Origin of the sequence: Rhizobium sp. Root1334 (genome assembly GCF_001426665.1) — a bacterium.
Lineage (GTDB): Bacteria > Pseudomonadota > Alphaproteobacteria > Rhizobiales > Rhizobiaceae > Pararhizobium.
The window spans coordinates 13198-28353 of sequence record NZ_LMEY01000016.1 but is presented as its reverse complement, the minus strand read 5'-3'; the positions used below and the strand labels follow the sequence as shown (position 1 = coordinate 28353).

Annotated in this window: 11 protein-coding genes and 2 pseudogenes; 2 read left to right on the top strand and 11 right to left on the bottom strand. The window is 60.4% G+C overall.

Annotated elements, in window-relative coordinates; genetic code table 11:
* Positions 1-17 precede the first annotated feature (17 nt).
* Both ASD36_RS18060 and ASD36_RS18055 read left to right on the top strand, forming a co-directional pair.
* Positions 18-941, top strand: a complete 924-nt coding sequence (locus ASD36_RS18060; RefSeq protein WP_060511634.1) for a 2-hydroxyacid dehydrogenase — start codon at positions 18-20, stop codon at positions 939-941.
* 57 nt (positions 942-998) lie between these two features.
* Positions 999-2395, top strand: a pseudogene (locus ASD36_RS18055) (aldehyde dehydrogenase family protein).
* 154 nt (positions 2396-2549) lie between these two features.
* On the opposite strand, the gene ASD36_RS18050 reads toward ASD36_RS18055, so the two are convergent.
* The 11 genes and pseudogenes from ASD36_RS18050 to ASD36_RS17995 all read right to left on the bottom strand — a co-directional run bounded on the left by ASD36_RS18050 (position 2550) and on the right by ASD36_RS17995 (position 14951).
* Positions 2550-4112 carry a sulfatase gene (locus tag ASD36_RS18050; protein ID WP_060511613.1) on the bottom strand — a complete coding sequence of 521 codons (1563 nt, stop codon included), beginning with the start codon at positions 4110-4112 and terminating at the stop codon, positions 2550-2552.
* A 59-nt stretch (positions 4113-4171) separates the two neighbouring features.
* Positions 4172-5158 carry an aliphatic sulfonate ABC transporter substrate-binding protein gene (locus tag ASD36_RS18045; protein ID WP_082562837.1) on the bottom strand — a complete coding sequence of 329 codons (987 nt, stop codon included), beginning with the start codon at positions 5156-5158 and terminating at the stop codon, positions 4172-4174.
* Between the two features lies 1 nt (position 5159).
* Positions 5160-5975: an ABC transporter ATP-binding protein gene (locus tag ASD36_RS18040; protein ID WP_060511610.1), complete on the bottom strand. Its 816-nt coding sequence runs from the start codon at positions 5973-5975 to the stop codon at positions 5160-5162.
* A complete protein-coding gene (locus ASD36_RS18035; RefSeq protein ID WP_082562836.1) occupies positions 5975-6769 on the bottom strand; it encodes an ABC transporter permease in 795 nt (264 codons plus the stop codon). The genes ASD36_RS18040 and ASD36_RS18035 overlap by 1 nt, the downstream gene beginning before the upstream one ends.
* A complete protein-coding gene (locus ASD36_RS18030) occupies positions 6766-7881 on the bottom strand; it encodes an ROK family transcriptional regulator (RefSeq protein WP_060511609.1) in 1116 nt (371 codons plus the stop codon). The genes ASD36_RS18035 and ASD36_RS18030 overlap by 4 nt, the downstream gene beginning before the upstream one ends.
* 418 nt (positions 7882-8299) lie before the next feature.
* On the bottom strand, positions 8300-9367 hold the full coding sequence (locus tag ASD36_RS18025; RefSeq protein WP_060511607.1) for an ABC transporter ATP-binding protein: 1068 nt from the start codon (positions 9365-9367) through the stop codon (positions 8300-8302).
* A 20-nt stretch (positions 9368-9387) separates the two neighbouring features.
* Positions 9388-10209 carry a carbohydrate ABC transporter permease gene (locus ASD36_RS18020; RefSeq protein ID WP_060511605.1) on the bottom strand — a complete coding sequence of 274 codons (822 nt, stop codon included), beginning with the start codon at positions 10207-10209 and terminating at the stop codon, positions 9388-9390.
* Positions 10206-11087: a sugar ABC transporter permease gene (locus ASD36_RS18015; RefSeq protein WP_060511603.1), complete on the bottom strand. Its 882-nt coding sequence runs from the start codon at positions 11085-11087 to the stop codon at positions 10206-10208. The genes ASD36_RS18020 and ASD36_RS18015 overlap by 4 nt, the downstream gene beginning before the upstream one ends.
* A 144-nt stretch (positions 11088-11231) precedes the next feature.
* Positions 11232-12560, bottom strand: a complete 1329-nt coding sequence (locus ASD36_RS18010; protein WP_060511601.1) for an extracellular solute-binding protein — start codon at positions 12558-12560, stop codon at positions 11232-11234.
* Between the two features lies 1 nt (position 12561).
* Positions 12562-14123 (bottom strand): annotated as a pseudogene (locus ASD36_RS31140) (putative N-acetylmannosamine-6-phosphate 2-epimerase).
* Positions 14124-14195: 72 nt separating this feature from the next.
* Positions 14196-14951 (bottom strand): GntR family transcriptional regulator, encoded by a 756-nt coding sequence (locus ASD36_RS17995; RefSeq protein WP_347360136.1) that lies wholly within the window; start codon positions 14949-14951, stop codon positions 14196-14198.
* Between the last annotated feature and the right edge of the window lie 205 nt (positions 14952-15156).

Below are 15156 nucleotides of genomic sequence, written 5' to 3'. Positions count from 1 at the left end.
GAGCGATGGGCAGTTTCATGCACAAAGACATCACCATTCTTCAGGCAGCACACCTCCCGGAAAAGACCGAGCGGGAACTGAACGAGACCTTCGATATCCTGCATTTTCCAAAAGACCATAACGAAGGCGCACGTTTGCTAGCCGAGCATGGGCCGAACATTCGCGGCATTGCCGTGCGTCATGCTCATATCGACAAAGCGATGCTCGACCTTATGCCGGTGTTGGAGATCATTTCCAGCTACAGCGCCGGGCTGGATGGAATTGACGTCGAAGCCGCGCAGGCGAGGGGCATCGCAGTTCATAACACCTCGAAAATCCTGGCAGAGGATGTGGCCGATCTTGCTGTCGCGCTTGCCATTTCAGTGACGCGCGGCACCGTTCGCGGCCATGATTTCGTGCGGCATGGGAATTGGGAGAATGGCGGTACGTTTCCGCTCGGCCGTTCGCTGCGCTCCTTGAAAACCGGCATTGTCGGCCTCGGTCATATCGGCTCCGCCATAGCCAGGCGCCTGCAGGCCATGGGCGCGACCGTCGCCTATCAGGGGCCACGGAAGAAGCCGGCCGATCTTGCCTATTTCGCCACCGCCGTTGAACTCGCCCAATGGGCCGACCTGCTCATCGTGACCTGCCCGGCCATGCCGGAAACAATCGGCCTAATTGATCAGCAGGTTCTGGACGCGCTCGGCCCGGATGGATTTCTCGTCAACATTTCCCGTGGCACCATCGTCGACGAGGCGGCGCTGATTGCGACATTGGCGCGCAATGGCATTGCCGGCGCTGGCCTTGACGTCTTCGAGAAAGAACCGCACGTGCCGGAGGCATTGAGGACCGATCCCCGCATCGTGCTTTCGCCGCATATGGGAAGCGGCACGCGTGAAACGCGGCAACAGATGGGCGACCGGCTGGTCGAGGCGCTGCGTGAACATTTCGCCGATCGGTGATTTTGCGGACTTGTCTTTCAAGTCGGCCTGCGTCGAAAGCGATGCTTTTTGAAGGAAATCAGCATGTTCAAGAATCTCATCGCCGGTGAATGGGTCGCGGGTGCAGATGCCATTGAGAATATCAATCCCTCGAATACGAATGAGGTGATTGGTCTTTACGCGCGGGCGAGCCTCAAAGACACCCAGACCGCGATCGCCGCTGCCAAGGCCGCTTTCCCGGCCTGGTCGCGCTCGGGTATCCTTGAACGTCACGCGATCCTGAAGAAGACAGCCGACGAAATCCTCGCCCGCAAGGAAGAGCTTGGCAACCTGCTCGCCCGCGAAGAGGGCAAAACGCTTCCCGAAGCCATCGGCGAAACCATCCGTTCGGCACAGATCTTCGATTTCTTTGCAGGCGAGGCTTTGCGCCTGGCCGGTGAGGTTCTGCCGTCGGTTCGTCCGAACATCGGCGTCGAGATTACCCGCGAGCCGATCGGCGTCATCGGCATCATCACGCCGTGGAATTTCCCGATCGCCATTCCGGCCTGGAAGATCGCCCCGGCGCTCTGCTACGGCAACACCATCGTCTTCAAGCCGGCCGAATTGGTGCCGGGCTGCTCCTGGGCGATTGTCGATATTCTGCATCGCGCCGGTCTGCCGAAGGGCGTGCTCAACCTGGTGATGGGCAAGGGTTCGGTCGTTGGTCAGGCGATGCTCGACAGCCCGGATTTGGCGGGTATCACCTTTACCGGTTCGACGGGCACCGGCAAGCGGGTCGCTGCCGCCTCGATCGAGCATAACCGCAAGTTCCAGCTGGAAATGGGCGGCAAGAACCCGATGGTCGTACTTGACGATGCCAACCTGACGGTTGCCGTCGAGGCTGCTGCCAATTCCGGTTTCTTCTCGACCGGCCAGCGCTGCACCGCCTCCTCACGCCTGATCGTAACTGAAGGCATTCACGACAAGTTCGTCGCCGCACTTACCGAAATGCTGAAGACGCTGGTGGTCGACGATGCGCTGAAGGCTGGCACCCATATCGGCCCTGTTGTCGATGAGCGTCAGCTTGCCACCGATACCGACTATATCGCCATCGGCAAAAAGGAGGGCGCCAAGCTCGCCTTCGGCGGCGAGACGATCGAACGGGAAAATCCGGGCTTCTACCTACAGCCGACGCTGTTTACCGAAGCCACTAACCAGATGCGCATCAGCCGCGACGAAATCTTCGGCCCCGTCGCCTCGCCAACGACACGCCGTTTGGCCTGTCGGCGGGTATCGCCACGACGAGCCTCAAGCATGCCACCCATTTCAAGCGCAATTCGGAAGCCGGCATGGTGATGATCAACCTGCCGACCGCCGGTGTCGATTTCCACGTGCCGTTCGGCGGCCGCAAGGCATCCTCGTTCGGCTCGCGCGAGCAAGGCAAGTATGCAGCCGAATTCTTCACGGTGGTGAAGACCGCTTATACGCTGGCGTGAAATCGCTCACATCGGTCTCCCACTCTTTGACGTGTCCTTCCTTACGTTGGCGAGCCGATCCACCAGCGTCCCGGATTCTCCAGTGTCGCCCGCAACATCCGACGTCACCATATCGCAGCCCGTCATCTGGGGATGTTCACGACGAGCCGTCAGCCTAGGCTCCGACGTCCGGTTTTCGCAAGGTTGCGAGAACAGCGGCGGTGTCATGTTCGGGGATGTCGCCGATCGCTGTCATCTTGGAATCGAGCTTGGCAAGCATCGCGGCAAAGACGTCGGCGAGGGCGGGATCGTTGGCCCGGTTGTGCAGCTCGAACGGGTCCGTTTCGCAATCGAAAAGTTCCCATTCAGGCGGCTCGTCGCCGGCATAGGCCCCCAGCTGACCAAGCGGATCATTGTACCAGTAGATTAACTTGTAACGGCCGTCGCGCACGCCGTAATGGGCGAAGGCGTTGTGGAATTCGTCCTTGTGCATCCAGTAGCGATGATAGGCAACGCGCTGCGGATCGGGAGCGACGGTCTGTTCCAACGTCGAACGCATGCTTTCGCCCTGCATGTAGCTTGGCGTCGCCAGCCCCGCATAGTCGAGGAATGTCGGTGCGAAATCGACGTTGGTCGCGATCACCTTCGAGGTCGATCCTGGCTGGATCCCGGCCGGATAGCGGATCAGAAACGGCATCTGCAACGATTCCTCGTACATGAACCGCTTGTCGAACCATCCGTGCTCGCCCAGGAAGAACCCCTGGTCGGACGTATAGATGACGATGGTGTTCTCGCTCAGACCCTCGGCATCGAGATAGTCCAGAAGCCGCCCGACATTCTCGTCCACGGCGGCTATCGTCTGCAGATAACGCATCATGTAGCGCTGATATTTGAACAGATCCAGCGCGGCCGCGTCGGTGAAGACATAGGCCTCGCCGGTGTTCGTGTCGATCAGCCTGAGTTCCTGGCCTTCGGTGATGCCCGGAACCTTGCGCTGCGACCAGCCGGGCAGAAGAAGGTCACCGACTTCCTCGCCGCCCTCCGGCTGCACAAGCCCCAGGTCCTTGTAGGTCATGTCCGAACGGATGCGCATCTTGGCGGCGGCCGCAGCTGCGGCGCGGTTCGAATAATCGTCGCCGAACGTCTCGGGGACGGGCAGCTTGCCGTCGGCATAGAGATGGCGATGGCGCGGATGCGGCTCGAAGCTGCGATGGGGTGCCTTATGGTGGCACATCAGGAAGAACGGCCGGTCGGCGTCGCGCCGCGCCAGGAAATCCAGGCATTTGTCGGTGATGATATCGGTGGCATAGCCCTGTTCCGCGTGCGGACCGGTTCGGTCGATCATGACCGGATCGAAATACTCCCCCTGCCCCGGCAGCACGGACCATTCGTCGAAACCGGTGGGCTCATGGGCCTTGCCTTCCCCCAGATGCCACTTGCCGAAAATCGCGGTCTGGTAGCCGCCGGCGCTCAGGTGTTTGGCGACGTTCGGCAGACGGTTGTCGATATGCGTGTCGAGCGTCGTGACCAGATTGACGTGGTTGTAGGTGCCCGTCAGGATCGCCGCCCGGCTCGGCGTGCAGATCGAATTGGTCACGTAGCAGCTGTCGAGGCGCATGCCTTCATGTGCAATACGGTCGAGATTGGGCGTGCTGTTCAGACCGGCGCCATAGGCGGAAATCGCCCTAGCGGCATGGTCGTCCGACATGATGAAAAGGATATTGGGCTTCTGGGTCATTCGAGGCTCGCTAAAATGTGCCCGACGCAACGCCAAGCGTTGCGTCGGGCAACGGGAAACTAGTTACCGGCGTAAAGGTCCGCCAGATAGTAGTCCTTGGGATCGAGAGGGTTTTGGAGCTTGCCGAACGAGACGAACTGCTCGTTGAGGCCTTGCAGCCATTTGAACACGGCGCCGTCCTTGGTCGCGGTCACGAACTCGTCCGACGTCAGGAACTGGCCGTTCTGGCTTTCCGTAACCAACGGCTCGCCGGGAACACCGAGGAACTTGGAGGTGATCTCGACCGAACGCGGCACGTCCGCAGCGCGGAAGTCGTTGGCTTCCTTGATCACGGCGATGAATTTCTTCACCAGCTCGGGATCCTTTTCGGCCACCTCGTTGCGCGCTACAAAGGCTGAGGGGAAGGAGTTGGCGGGGTAGAAGTCCGCGCTCTTGGCGACCTCCATGAGATCCGGAACCGTCTTCTTGATGATGCCGACCAGCGGATACCAGATGCCGGCGGCATCGATCTGCTTGGAGGCGAAGGCCGATACGACGGTCGGCGGATCCATCTTGATCACTTCGACGTCGGACAGCTGCATGCCGGCCTTGGCCAGCGCCAGCCGTAGCAACATGTCGCCGGACGTGCCCTCGGGAACGCCGATCTTCTTGCCCTTCAGGTCTGCCATCGAGTTGAAGCCTGCCTGGGCGATGACCCGGTCGGACAGGCCGAGCGCGTTCATTGCTACGATCTTGGCCTTGCCGGTCGCCGGCAGCCAGAGGGCGCCCGGACCGACATATCCGAAATCGAGGCTGCCGGCGCCCAGCGCCTGGATCTGGATGGGGCCGTTGGTAAAGACCTTGAGTTCCGGTTCGAGGCCATGCTTGGCCCAAAGGCCCTGATCGCTAGCGATCGCGGTCAGGCTGGTACCGAAATAATCGGCGATATAGCCGATCCGTACAGGGGTGGCCTGGGCGAAGGCGCCGCGCGTCGTCAGCGAGAGCGCCGGAACAGCGAGCGCGCCGGCCGCCGCGGTGGTCAGAAAATGGCGTCTGGTCAGTGTCATGTCAGAGTTCCTCCTCTTGGATGCTTGGTTCGATCTGGGGCTTTTGGTGGTAGACGGCATGCCAGACCCGGTTGCGGATATCCGCGAACGCCTGCGACAGGCGAATTTCCTCGGTGCGCGGATAGGGCAGGTCGACAGGGATGATGTCATGAAGGCGGCCGGGACGCGCCGCCATGACGATGACGCGATTGGCGAGATACACAGCCTCGTCGACGTCATGGGTGATGAAAACCACGGTACGCCGCTCGCGGGTCCAGGTATCCAGCAGTTGGTCCTGCATGTTGACGCGGGTCAGCGCATCCAGGGCGCCGAAGGGTTCGTCCATGAGCAGGATCGAAGGGTTGACTGCATAGGCGCGCGCAATGGCGCATCGCTGCTTCATGCCGCCCGACAGGGTTTTGGGCAGCGCGTCTGCAAAGTCGGTCAAGCCGACCAGACTGATAAAGTGATCCGACACGCGCCTGCGCTCGGCCGCCGGCATGCCCTTGATGCGAAGGCCGAACTCGACGTTCTGGCGCACGGTCAGCCAGGGAAAGAGCGCATATTGCTGGAAGATGACGCCGCGCTCCGGTCCCGGACCGTCAACGCCCGTGCCATCGACAAGCACGCGGCCGTCGGAGACGGCGGTGAGGCCTGCCGCGATATTCATCGCCGTCGACTTGCCGCAACCGGAGGGGCCGACCACCGTGACGAACTCGCCATCGGCGATGTCCAGCGACAGGCGGTCCAGCGCGAGGAAGGCACTGTCGCCCTCTCCGAAGCGCCGACTGACATTTTGAAACGAGATCTTCGGGTCGGCGATCGGGGAAAGGGTCATTAGACGCGCTCCTGCCATTGAGTGAGCCGGCGCTCCGCTGCCTGAACCATACGGTCCATGAGAAGCCCGAGAACGCCGATCGTGATCAGGCTGACGAAGATCGTCGGCAGGTCGTAATAGAGTTGCGCCTGCTGCATGCGGAAGCCGAGGCCCGACTGTGCCGCGATCAACTCCGCGGCGACCACGGTCGCCCAGGCTGAGCCGAGACCGATGCGCACGCCGACCAAAATGAACGGTGTGGACGCCGGGATGATGACCCGCGGAAAAATGACGCGATCCTTCGCGCCCAAAACGCGGGCGGCGTTGATCAGCGTGCGATCGACGCTGATCACCCCCTGATAGGTGGCGACGACGCAGGAAAGGAAGGACGCGAGAAAGATGACGAACACCTTCGGCGCTTCATCGATGCCCATCGTGACGATCGCCAGCGGAATGACCGCCAGCGGCGGGATCATCCGGAAGAATTGGATGTAGGGCTCGATCAGGGCGCGCGCCACGCGGTACCAGCCCATCAGGAAGCCGACGGGAATAGCCAGGGCGACGCCGAGCATGAACCCCGTCAGAACGCGGCGCAGGCTGGACACGATATCGATCAGCAGCTGACCGCTCGCGATCAGCTCGATGCCGCGTTGAAACACCTCCACCGGCCCCGGCAGCACGACCAGCTGTGCCGCGGTGATCGCCCACCAGACAGCGACGCCGAATGCAAAGGCAATCAGGTTGAGGATGATAGGGGGCCAGTCGGCGAGCGATCGGCTCCGCGCGCGTTGGTCGCCAGCGGACACTGCGTTCATTGCCTCACTCCAGAATAGAAAAAATGATCCAGGGCCACGACCGCGCCGCCGATCGCGCCGGCAGGCGGGCCAAACCCCGAGCGTTCGATCCGCAGGACATCGCGCATATGCGGCATGACCCGGGGCGGCAGATTTTTGAGCAGATGATCGAACAGGCTGTCCGGGGCTTCACCCAGATGGCCGCCGAGAATGATCAGGTCGGGCGTGAGAAGATTGATGGCGATGGCCAAGGAATCGGTCAGCCGGTCGAGCGTCGGCGCCCACGCATCCGTTGCCTCCAGGCACTGCATGAGATTGCCCGGAGCTGGTCCTTCGAGACCGACCGCGCGCATCAGTACGCTTTCATTGACGTAGCTTTCCAGGCAGCCGTGGTTGCCGCAGCTGCAGAGCGGGCCGTCGCGCGAAATCTGGATATGGCCCAGTTCGACTGCGCCATGGCCCCCCGGCCGGAACGGCATGCCGTCGACCACCAGTCCGGCACCCAGCCCGGTTCGCAAGTACACATACAGCACCGCCGGAACGTCGCGGCCGATGCCATATCTGACTTCGGCGAGCGCCATGGAACTGACATTGTGCTCGAGAACGACGGGAAGGCCGGCTTTCGCTTCGAACATGTTGGCCAGCGGCAAGTTGCGCCATCCGGTGTTGATCGAGGCAAGGATGGAGCGCTGGTCGGCATTCACCGGACCCGGCACGGCAACGCCGACGCCCAGCAGGGAAGGGTCGCCCGCCTCGCGCATCAGCCCGGACAGCATCTCGGCCGCACGCGACACGACATCGCCGGGCTCCGTTTCCCTGAGCGAAAAATCAAAGGACGCAGTCGCCTTGGCGCGGGCCTTGAGATCGGTGATCACAATCTGCACCAGCCCGGCGCCAAGATGGATCCCGGCGACATGGAAAGCATCGGGGATCAGCTGGATGGCCTGTCCAGGCCGACCGACGCCGGTGGTTTCGGCAGCGTCGCATTCCGCCACCACGCCGTCGCGCAACAATTGGGCGGTGACGTGGGTCAGGGTGGTGGGCGACAGTTTGCTGGACCGCGCCAAAGCCGCCCGGGACTGCGGACCGCCATCCCGGAGAATGCAGAGTATCTGCCCGTGATGGATACCCATAGCCCCCCCCTCACATTAATTTCTAAAGTTTAGAAATTAATCTACGCCCCTGTCAAGACGGTAAACGTCGTGCCGCCAGACGCGCTGCGGGCAGGGCGTTTGACGGTGGGACGGATCGGAACGCGCGAGGGACAAGGCGCTCATCGATGGCGTCGCCAAGGGCGGCATATCGAAAAACGGCCCGTCCATGCAGGGCTCGTCCTGATTGTGGGGCCGGAACAAGAACTGCTCGAAATCATACGGCAGACGTGAACGAAGGATGAATCTCAGGCTGACAGCGTTATTGCCGTTGACGTTCGCAGCGATCTGAAGCCGCTGTCAGCGAAGGTTGGAGATTCGTCCCATGTGTACCCAAAACAGCGGGTCGGCGGTTCATATCCCTCCAAGGCGGGTGGCAATTGCTATCGGAGCAGGCGTTTCACCGTGAAGAAATGACAGCGGCTCCGGCTGCATCAAACAGCGACAAACGGACATTGTCGATATGAATGCCTACCGTCTCGCCGATGCCAAACCCGGTTTCCGCAGGTGCGCTGACATTGATCAGCCCGAGTTCAGGATTGCGCACAAACACGGAGGTGGTGCCGCCAAGATACTCGCGGGCTTCGACCGTTCCCCGGCAGTGCCCGTTTTCCGGGGCAACCAGCGACAGATGCTCGGGACGCGCGCCGAGCTGCACGGGCACCGCGTCGCTCCTTAACGGCATCTCCAGGAACCCTTGACCTGAGAGATCAAGCTGGCCATCGCCATTTCGCTTGCAGGCCAGAATGTTCATCTTGGGGCTACCGATGAATTGGGCGACGAACAGATTGGCGGGTTTTTCGTACAGTTCGTATGGCGTACCCTGCTGCATGACGCGGCCGTCTTTCAACACGACGATGCGATCCGCCAGCGTCATGGCCTCGACCTGATCGTGGGTTACGTAGATCATGGTGGTGCCGAGCGTGCGGTGAAGCTTGGCAATCTCGAGCCGCATATCCACGCGAAGGGCGGCATCCAGATTTGACAGCGGTTCGTCGAACAGGAAGCCGACCGGTTCGCGCACGATCGCCCGTCCGATGGCAACACGCTGGCGCTGGCCGCCGGAAAGTTCCTTCGGGTAGCGATCGAGAAGCGGAGTCAATTTCAAGGTATCGGCTGCCGCATCCACCTTTGTCTTGATCGCGCCGCTCGAGAGCTTGGCGAGTTTCAGGCCAAAACCCATGTTCTGCCGAACGGTCATGTGGGGGTAGAGCGCATAGGACTGGAACACCATGGCGAGCTTGCGCTCCACCGGCAGGGCCTCGGTCACGTCGCGTCCGTCGATGACGATCTGGCCGGCGGTCGTCGCCTCCAATCCTGCGATCATCCGCAACAAGGTGGACTTGCCGCAGCCGGAAGGACCGACGATGACCACGAACTCGCCGTCGGCGATCTCCAGGTCGAGATCCCTGATGATCTCGACAGTGCCATATTGCTTGCCTGCCTTGCGCAGCGAAATCTTACCCATGGTAATCTCCTGAAATAAGATCAGCCCTTGACCGCGCCGGCCGTCATCGACCCGCTGATCTGACGATACATGATGAGACCGAGCAGGACCGGCGGCAATGCGCCGACGACCATAACGGCTGAAGCGACGCCCCATTGCACGCCGCCGCCGCTGGCAGCGAAGAAGAATGAAGCGCCAACGGTGATCGGTACTGCCTTCGAGGTGGTCAACATCAAGCCAAACAGGAATTCGTTCCATGCGGTGATGAAGCCGAAGATCAGGCTGGTGACAATGGCCGGGCGGCAGACAGGCGCAATGACACGCAGAAGAATCTGCGTACGGCTGGCGCCATCCATCAGGGCCGCTTCGTCGAGTTCACCAGGCAGGTCGCGGATGGCGTTGACCAGGATGACGAGGGCCAGTGGCAGGTTGACGATGGACAGGATCAGACCGAGGCCGAGGCGGGTGTCCAGAAGCGCCAACCACTGGAACATCATGTAGAGTGGGATGGCAAAGATGATCAACGGCACGGCGCGCAAATTGACGATAAAGGGCAAAAGCGTACGTTCGCCGAGCCGGCCCCGGGCAATTGCATATGCTGCGGGCAGGGCAAGAACAACCGCTAACGTGGTGCCGATGAAGGCAACCGTGATGCTGTTGAACAAGTAGAGGAAGATGTTCAACCTATCGGACACTTGGAACACCGCGAGATAATTGTCGAGTGTCGGCGCCTGCACCCATAGTCCGGGATTGGTTGACAGTTCGCGCGTGCTCTTGAAGGAGGTGACAAGCGTCACCAGAATCGGAAAATTCATCGCAAAGGCGGCAATGGCGAAGACGAGCCAGCGAAGAGCATTGATCATGTGAGTGCTCCCTTACGGCGGCTGGCAATGAAATTGAGGCCGTAGAGGACGGCGAAGGAGACGGCGAACAGGATCACGGACGCAGCGACCGCCTTGCCGATGGCGCCCTGCTTGAAGAAGGCCTCATAGATATAGATCGATAGCGAGGCCGTGGAGCCGCCGGGGCCACTGCCTGTCAGAACGTAGACGTTGTCGAAAACACGGAAGCCATCGATAAAACGGATAAGAAGGGCAACGACAATCGTCGGAGCCATCAATGGCAGTTCGATGTACCACAACAGATGCCACCGCCGGGCTCCATCCATCGCAGATGCCTCGACGATCTCTGTAGGGATCGCCCGATAGGCCATATAGAACAATAGCAGGGCAAACGGTGTCCACTGCAAGGTTTCCACGACGATCAGCGTCCAGAATGCGGAGGTGGGGCCAAGGAAGGAAACACTGGTGCCGAACCAGGCCCAGAGATAATAAGGCACCGGGCCCGCGAATTCGTGCAGCACGAGACGATACATCAGGCCGACCAACGCCGGTGCCACCATCAGCGGCAGCATCAGGATCGCCATCAGCCAACTGCGTCGTTCGATCAGCGGCGACAGAAATATGGCAAGGATCAGCCCGAGCGCGCATTCGAGCAGCGCGGTCAGCGCTCCGAAGCGCAATGAAAACCAGCTGGCCTGCCAGAATGCCCTGTCGTTCCAGACCGCAGCAAAATTCGACAGACCGGTGATCTTGGGCTGGCGCAGCGTCTCGAACGATACGTCGGAGACGGAATAGATCAGGTTGACGATTGCCGGAAAGCCGAGGAAGACCAGCAGAAACAGGACGAGCGGCATGGCCAGCAGCCGAAACTCCGAAGAATGGGCGCGCTGTGCGTTCATCGAACCACTGTCCTTCCTGTAGCAACTGGGTAGGCGTTCATCCGGCATGTCCGTTCGGTTAGGAGATTGCTTGTCGGCCCATCGTCGCTGCGCCGGTTCTTGCGGTAGATGCTGGCGGCGATCAAGCCGCCGCCAGCAAAGCCGCTACTTGAGCAGCTCAGTCATGCCTTTTTCGGTATTGGCAAGTGCATCGTCCAGCGACTGTTGGCCGGACCAATAACCGGTGAATTCCTTGGCCTGAAGTTCGTAGACAGACAGCGCCTTTGCAGCAGTGCCCCCGTTCATGACGTAGCCGTATTTAGACGCGAACTCGCCGAGCTTCACGAGATCGGGGCGTTCTTTCGCGACTTCGGTGACGACTTCGGGCGTCAACGCCGGCGCGCCGTTGTTCCGGGCGTAGGTCAAAGCAGCTTCCTTCGACGAAAGCCATTTTATAAAAGCCTGGCCACCGGCCTTGTTTTCGGCGTTCTTGTTGAGACCGAAACCAAGGCCATGGATGTGGGTAAAGCGACCTTCGGGGCCAGCGGGCGGAGCAACCGTTTCCGTGACGTCGGCGACAGTCGGCGACTTTTCCTTGCTGGTCAGGTCGGATGCGGCAGCATTCCACTGCATCATCGCGGCAACCTGGCCCGACGTAAAGGCCGCATTGGCTTCGGCAAATTCGTACGATAGGGAATCGCTAGGTGTCGCGCCGGCATCGTAGAGCAGCTTGTAGGTCTCCAGCCCCTTGCGATAGGCATCGGAATTGACCGTGATCTTGCCGCTCTCATCCATCCAGTTGCCGCCATAGGCACGCGGCAACGATTGGAACACCATCATGTTGAACAGAAGGTTCTTGAGCTGCAGAACGGTGCCGTAGCGCGTCGGGCTGTCAGGATTGACGGCCTGGGTGAAATACAGCGCGGTTGCGGCGTAGTCATCCCATGTCCATTCGTCCGGGCTCTTCGGCTCGAGCTTCTTGCCAAGGTGCTTTTCAGAAATTTCAGCATACTTCGCCTTAGCGGCGTCGTCCTTCATCAGGGCCTCGATCAGGTCCTTGCGATAGTACATGAAGTGCATCGAAAGGTCGGTCGGAACACCGAACTGCTTGCCTTTGTATTGCATGGTCTTGAGCACGGATTCGCCGTAGACCGAGGCTGCTTCGTCGGATAGTTCGACCGGCTCCATGAACGGTGCATACCGGCCGATGGAATAGGTTGCCAGCAGGTTGACGTCGAAAGCCTTGGAGCCGGCAGCGAGGTCGGCCTGGAGCTTGTCCCAGAAACCGTCGCGGTTGAAGAACAAAAGCTCAACCTTGTCGTTTTCAGGGACATCTGGTTTCGCATTATAGACGTCGGTCGCGGCCCGCAGCGCTGTCTCTTCAGGTCCGCCCGGCCAACCGAGCACTGTCACTTTGGCGAATGCGGGGCTTGCCAGAAGGCTGGCGATGGCAACTGCCAGAAGGCTGCCTTTCCTGATCGTCGTCAATGTCATTTTAGTTCTCCTCTATGTGATTTTTCTGGTGATTTTTTGCAAGATCGGCGATCCCCACGACACCGGCACTTTCCCCGAGTGCGGCGGCGTGGATTTTCGGTGTGAGCCGCGGCGGCAGGCCTTCTAGTGCCTGCCGGACGGTGTCGAGATAGGGGGGCGCAAGCCCGATACTGCCGCCGATGACGATGCGCGGGGGATCGAGTGCAAAATGGATATTGCGGCAAAGCTGGGCGGTCTGGCGTGCCGATGCGCCAATTATGTCCATGGCCCACGTCTTGCCGGCGGCTGCAGCTTCGAAAACATCGCGCGCGGTTGCGCCTGCCTGATGGTCCTTGGCCTGGCTAGCTATCCAGTGACCTGAAACCTGATCTTCCAGCGTCCCGGCAACATCCTCGGCGACGCGGAACTGCCCGAAATGGCCGGCAAGGCCGAACATCGGTTTGCCGTTGACGACGATGCCACCGCCGATGCCGGTTGAGATGGTAAGAAACACCATGTCTTCGTTCTGGCCAGCGCCGAAACGGAATTCGCCCCAGGCTGCTGCGTGCGCATCGTTAGCGGCGAGAACCGGCACTCCAGAAAGGCGTGCAACCGTTTCTGCAAGAGGAAAGCGATCCGGGAGGTCAAGCGTGTTGCGGTTGAGCGCCGACCAGAAGCCTTGATCGACAATGCCAGTGACGGCCGCGCCCGCTGTCGCGTAACGGCCCTGCCACGAAGGGATGGCTGCAAACAGCGCTTCAAGCCACTGTTTGGGATTGCCGCCGCGGGGTGTCGGCACCTTTTGGTTTTCCAGGACAACGCCTCCGCGCACCAGTGCGGCAAGCATCTTGGTGCCGCCTATGTCGAGTGCGAGAACAGTATCCGGGTCGATCATGCGGGTCATGCTCCGACCGAAGCGAGGGTGTCATCGAGCGCGGCGCGGAACCAGGAGGTGACGTGTTCCGGGCGCGTGATCGCTGAACCAACCACCACTGTGAACGCGCCACTTGCAAGGGCTTTCGAGGCTTGCTCGGGTGTACGGACGTTACCTTCAGCGATGACATGAGGCGTAAGCTTCGAAGACGCCGCGATCAGCGCGAAATCGGGCTCCGTGGGTTCTACCGGTCCGGTATATCCGGCTAGTGTGGTGCCGACGATCTCGGCGCCCTCGGCCAGTGCCCGTTCGGCGTCCGCCAGAATAGAGCAATCGGCCATGGCGATGCGCCCATGTGCGTGGATACGGTCGATCAGCGTCTTGGTGTCGACCGGGCGGATGCGCTGGGTTGCGTCATAGGCGATGATATCTGCACCGGCTGCTACCAATGCATCGACATCCTCGATCCATGGCGTGATGCGCACCTGCGTGTTGTCGAGGTCGCGCTTGACCAATCCGATAATCGGCTTGTCGGTTGCCGAACGGACGGCGCGGACATAGTCAGCCGACTCGATGCGGAGCCCCGCCGCACCGCCATCCAATGCCGCCAGGCCGAAGCCGACGACCATTGCGGCATTGTCCATCGCGCCACCTTTTACCGGCTGACACGATACGATTAGTCCATTTTTTAAGGCTTGAATATCAAGCAGCACGTCCGGCTCTCCTGTTGTGTGATCACGGTAGCAGGACAAGACCAGATTGCAACAGGACTTTAACTGGTATTATCGCATAAGCTCAATGACGAAATCGTAGACGTCGCCGCGATATTTAGTTTGCGTGAACTCAACGATCTGGCCGTCAGCAAGAAAGCAGCGCCGCTCCATGATTAGCAGACTGGCAGCTTCAGGGATGCCGAGAAGGTCGCGTTCCTCTTCGCTGGCGGGCTTTGCCTGCATCCGCTGGAGGGCGCGCACGGGAAGCGCGCCATTGGCTTCCAGATATTCATAGAGGGAGGCCTGGATCGCCTGCGGGTTGGGCACGAAACGTGCCGGCAAGGTCGCGATTTCGATAGCGATGGGGGTATTGTCGGCTGTGCGCAAACGCTTGAGCCGAACGACCTTTTCACTGCCTGAAATCCCCAGAGCCATCATTTCGGCGGGCGAAGGCCGCGAAATATCACGCGAAATCCATACGCAACCGGGCTCCAGACCACGAGAGCGCATGTCCTCGGAAAAGCTGGTCATGGTAGCCAGCGATTTCTCGAGACGCGATGAAACGACAGTTTTGGCACCTTGGCGACGATCGAGAAAACCGTCGGAAACCAGATTGTCTATGGCCTTGCGTACTGTCACCCGAGAAATGTCGAGAGCCGCACACAAGGCGCGTTCACTGGGGATGACGGCGCCCCGCTTGATATGTGCTGTCCCGATCGCCGCCTTGATCGCATCTTCAAGCCTGCGGTAAAGCGGCTCGCCACTTTCGCTGGCCAGAGCTTTTGTGAGGAGGGTTAGAACCGCTAGATCGCTCAATCGAAGCACCTGCTTAAGAGAGAGCTTCCTTATGCAAAATTATTTTCAACAGGTAAACTGGTATTGTTCTGCTGCGACCAGTTTGCTGTATTTAGCCTGTTTGGCCCCACGCCGCTGGCGACGTATAGACTGCTTGGCCAGGTCGCGCCCTGCCCGGTATTGCGCGCATGAACCATCCTGAACGTCACCCTACCACGTGACCCAGACGAGGCAG

Bases quoted from the DNA above. Each gene is read 5' to 3' on its own strand.
- ASD36_RS18040 (WP_060511610.1), bottom strand. From the start codon at position 5,975: ATGACCCTTTCCCCGATCGCCGACCCGAAGATCTCGTTTCAAAATGTC.
- ASD36_RS18045 (WP_082562837.1), bottom strand. From the start codon at position 5,158: ATGACACTGACCAGACGCCATTTTCTGACCACCGCGGCGGCCGGCGCG.
- ASD36_RS18050 (WP_060511613.1), bottom strand. From the start codon at position 4,112: ATGACCCAGAAGCCCAATATCCTTTTCATCATGTCGGACGACCATGCC.
- ASD36_RS18025 (WP_060511607.1), bottom strand. From the start codon at position 9,367: ATGGGTAAGATTTCGCTGCGCAAGGCAGGCAAGCAATATGGCACTGTC.
- ASD36_RS18020 (WP_060511605.1), bottom strand. From the start codon at position 10,209: ATGATCAATGCTCTTCGCTGGCTCGTCTTCGCCATTGCCGCCTTTGCG.
- ASD36_RS18015 (WP_060511603.1), bottom strand. From the start codon at position 11,087: ATGAACGCACAGCGCGCCCATTCTTCGGAGTTTCGGCTGCTGGCCATG.
- ASD36_RS18010 (WP_060511601.1), bottom strand. From the start codon at position 12,560: ATGACATTGACGACGATCAGGAAAGGCAGCCTTCTGGCAGTTGCCATC.
- ASD36_RS18035 (WP_082562836.1), bottom strand. From the start codon at position 6,769: ATGAACGCAGTGTCCGCTGGCGACCAACGCGCGCGGAGCCGATCGCTC.
- ASD36_RS18030 (WP_060511609.1), bottom strand. From the start codon at position 7,881: ATGGGTATCCATCACGGGCAGATACTCTGCATTCTCCGGGATGGCGGT.
- ASD36_RS18060 (WP_060511634.1), top strand. From the start codon at position 18: ATGCACAAAGACATCACCATTCTTCAGGCAGCACACCTCCCGGAAAAG.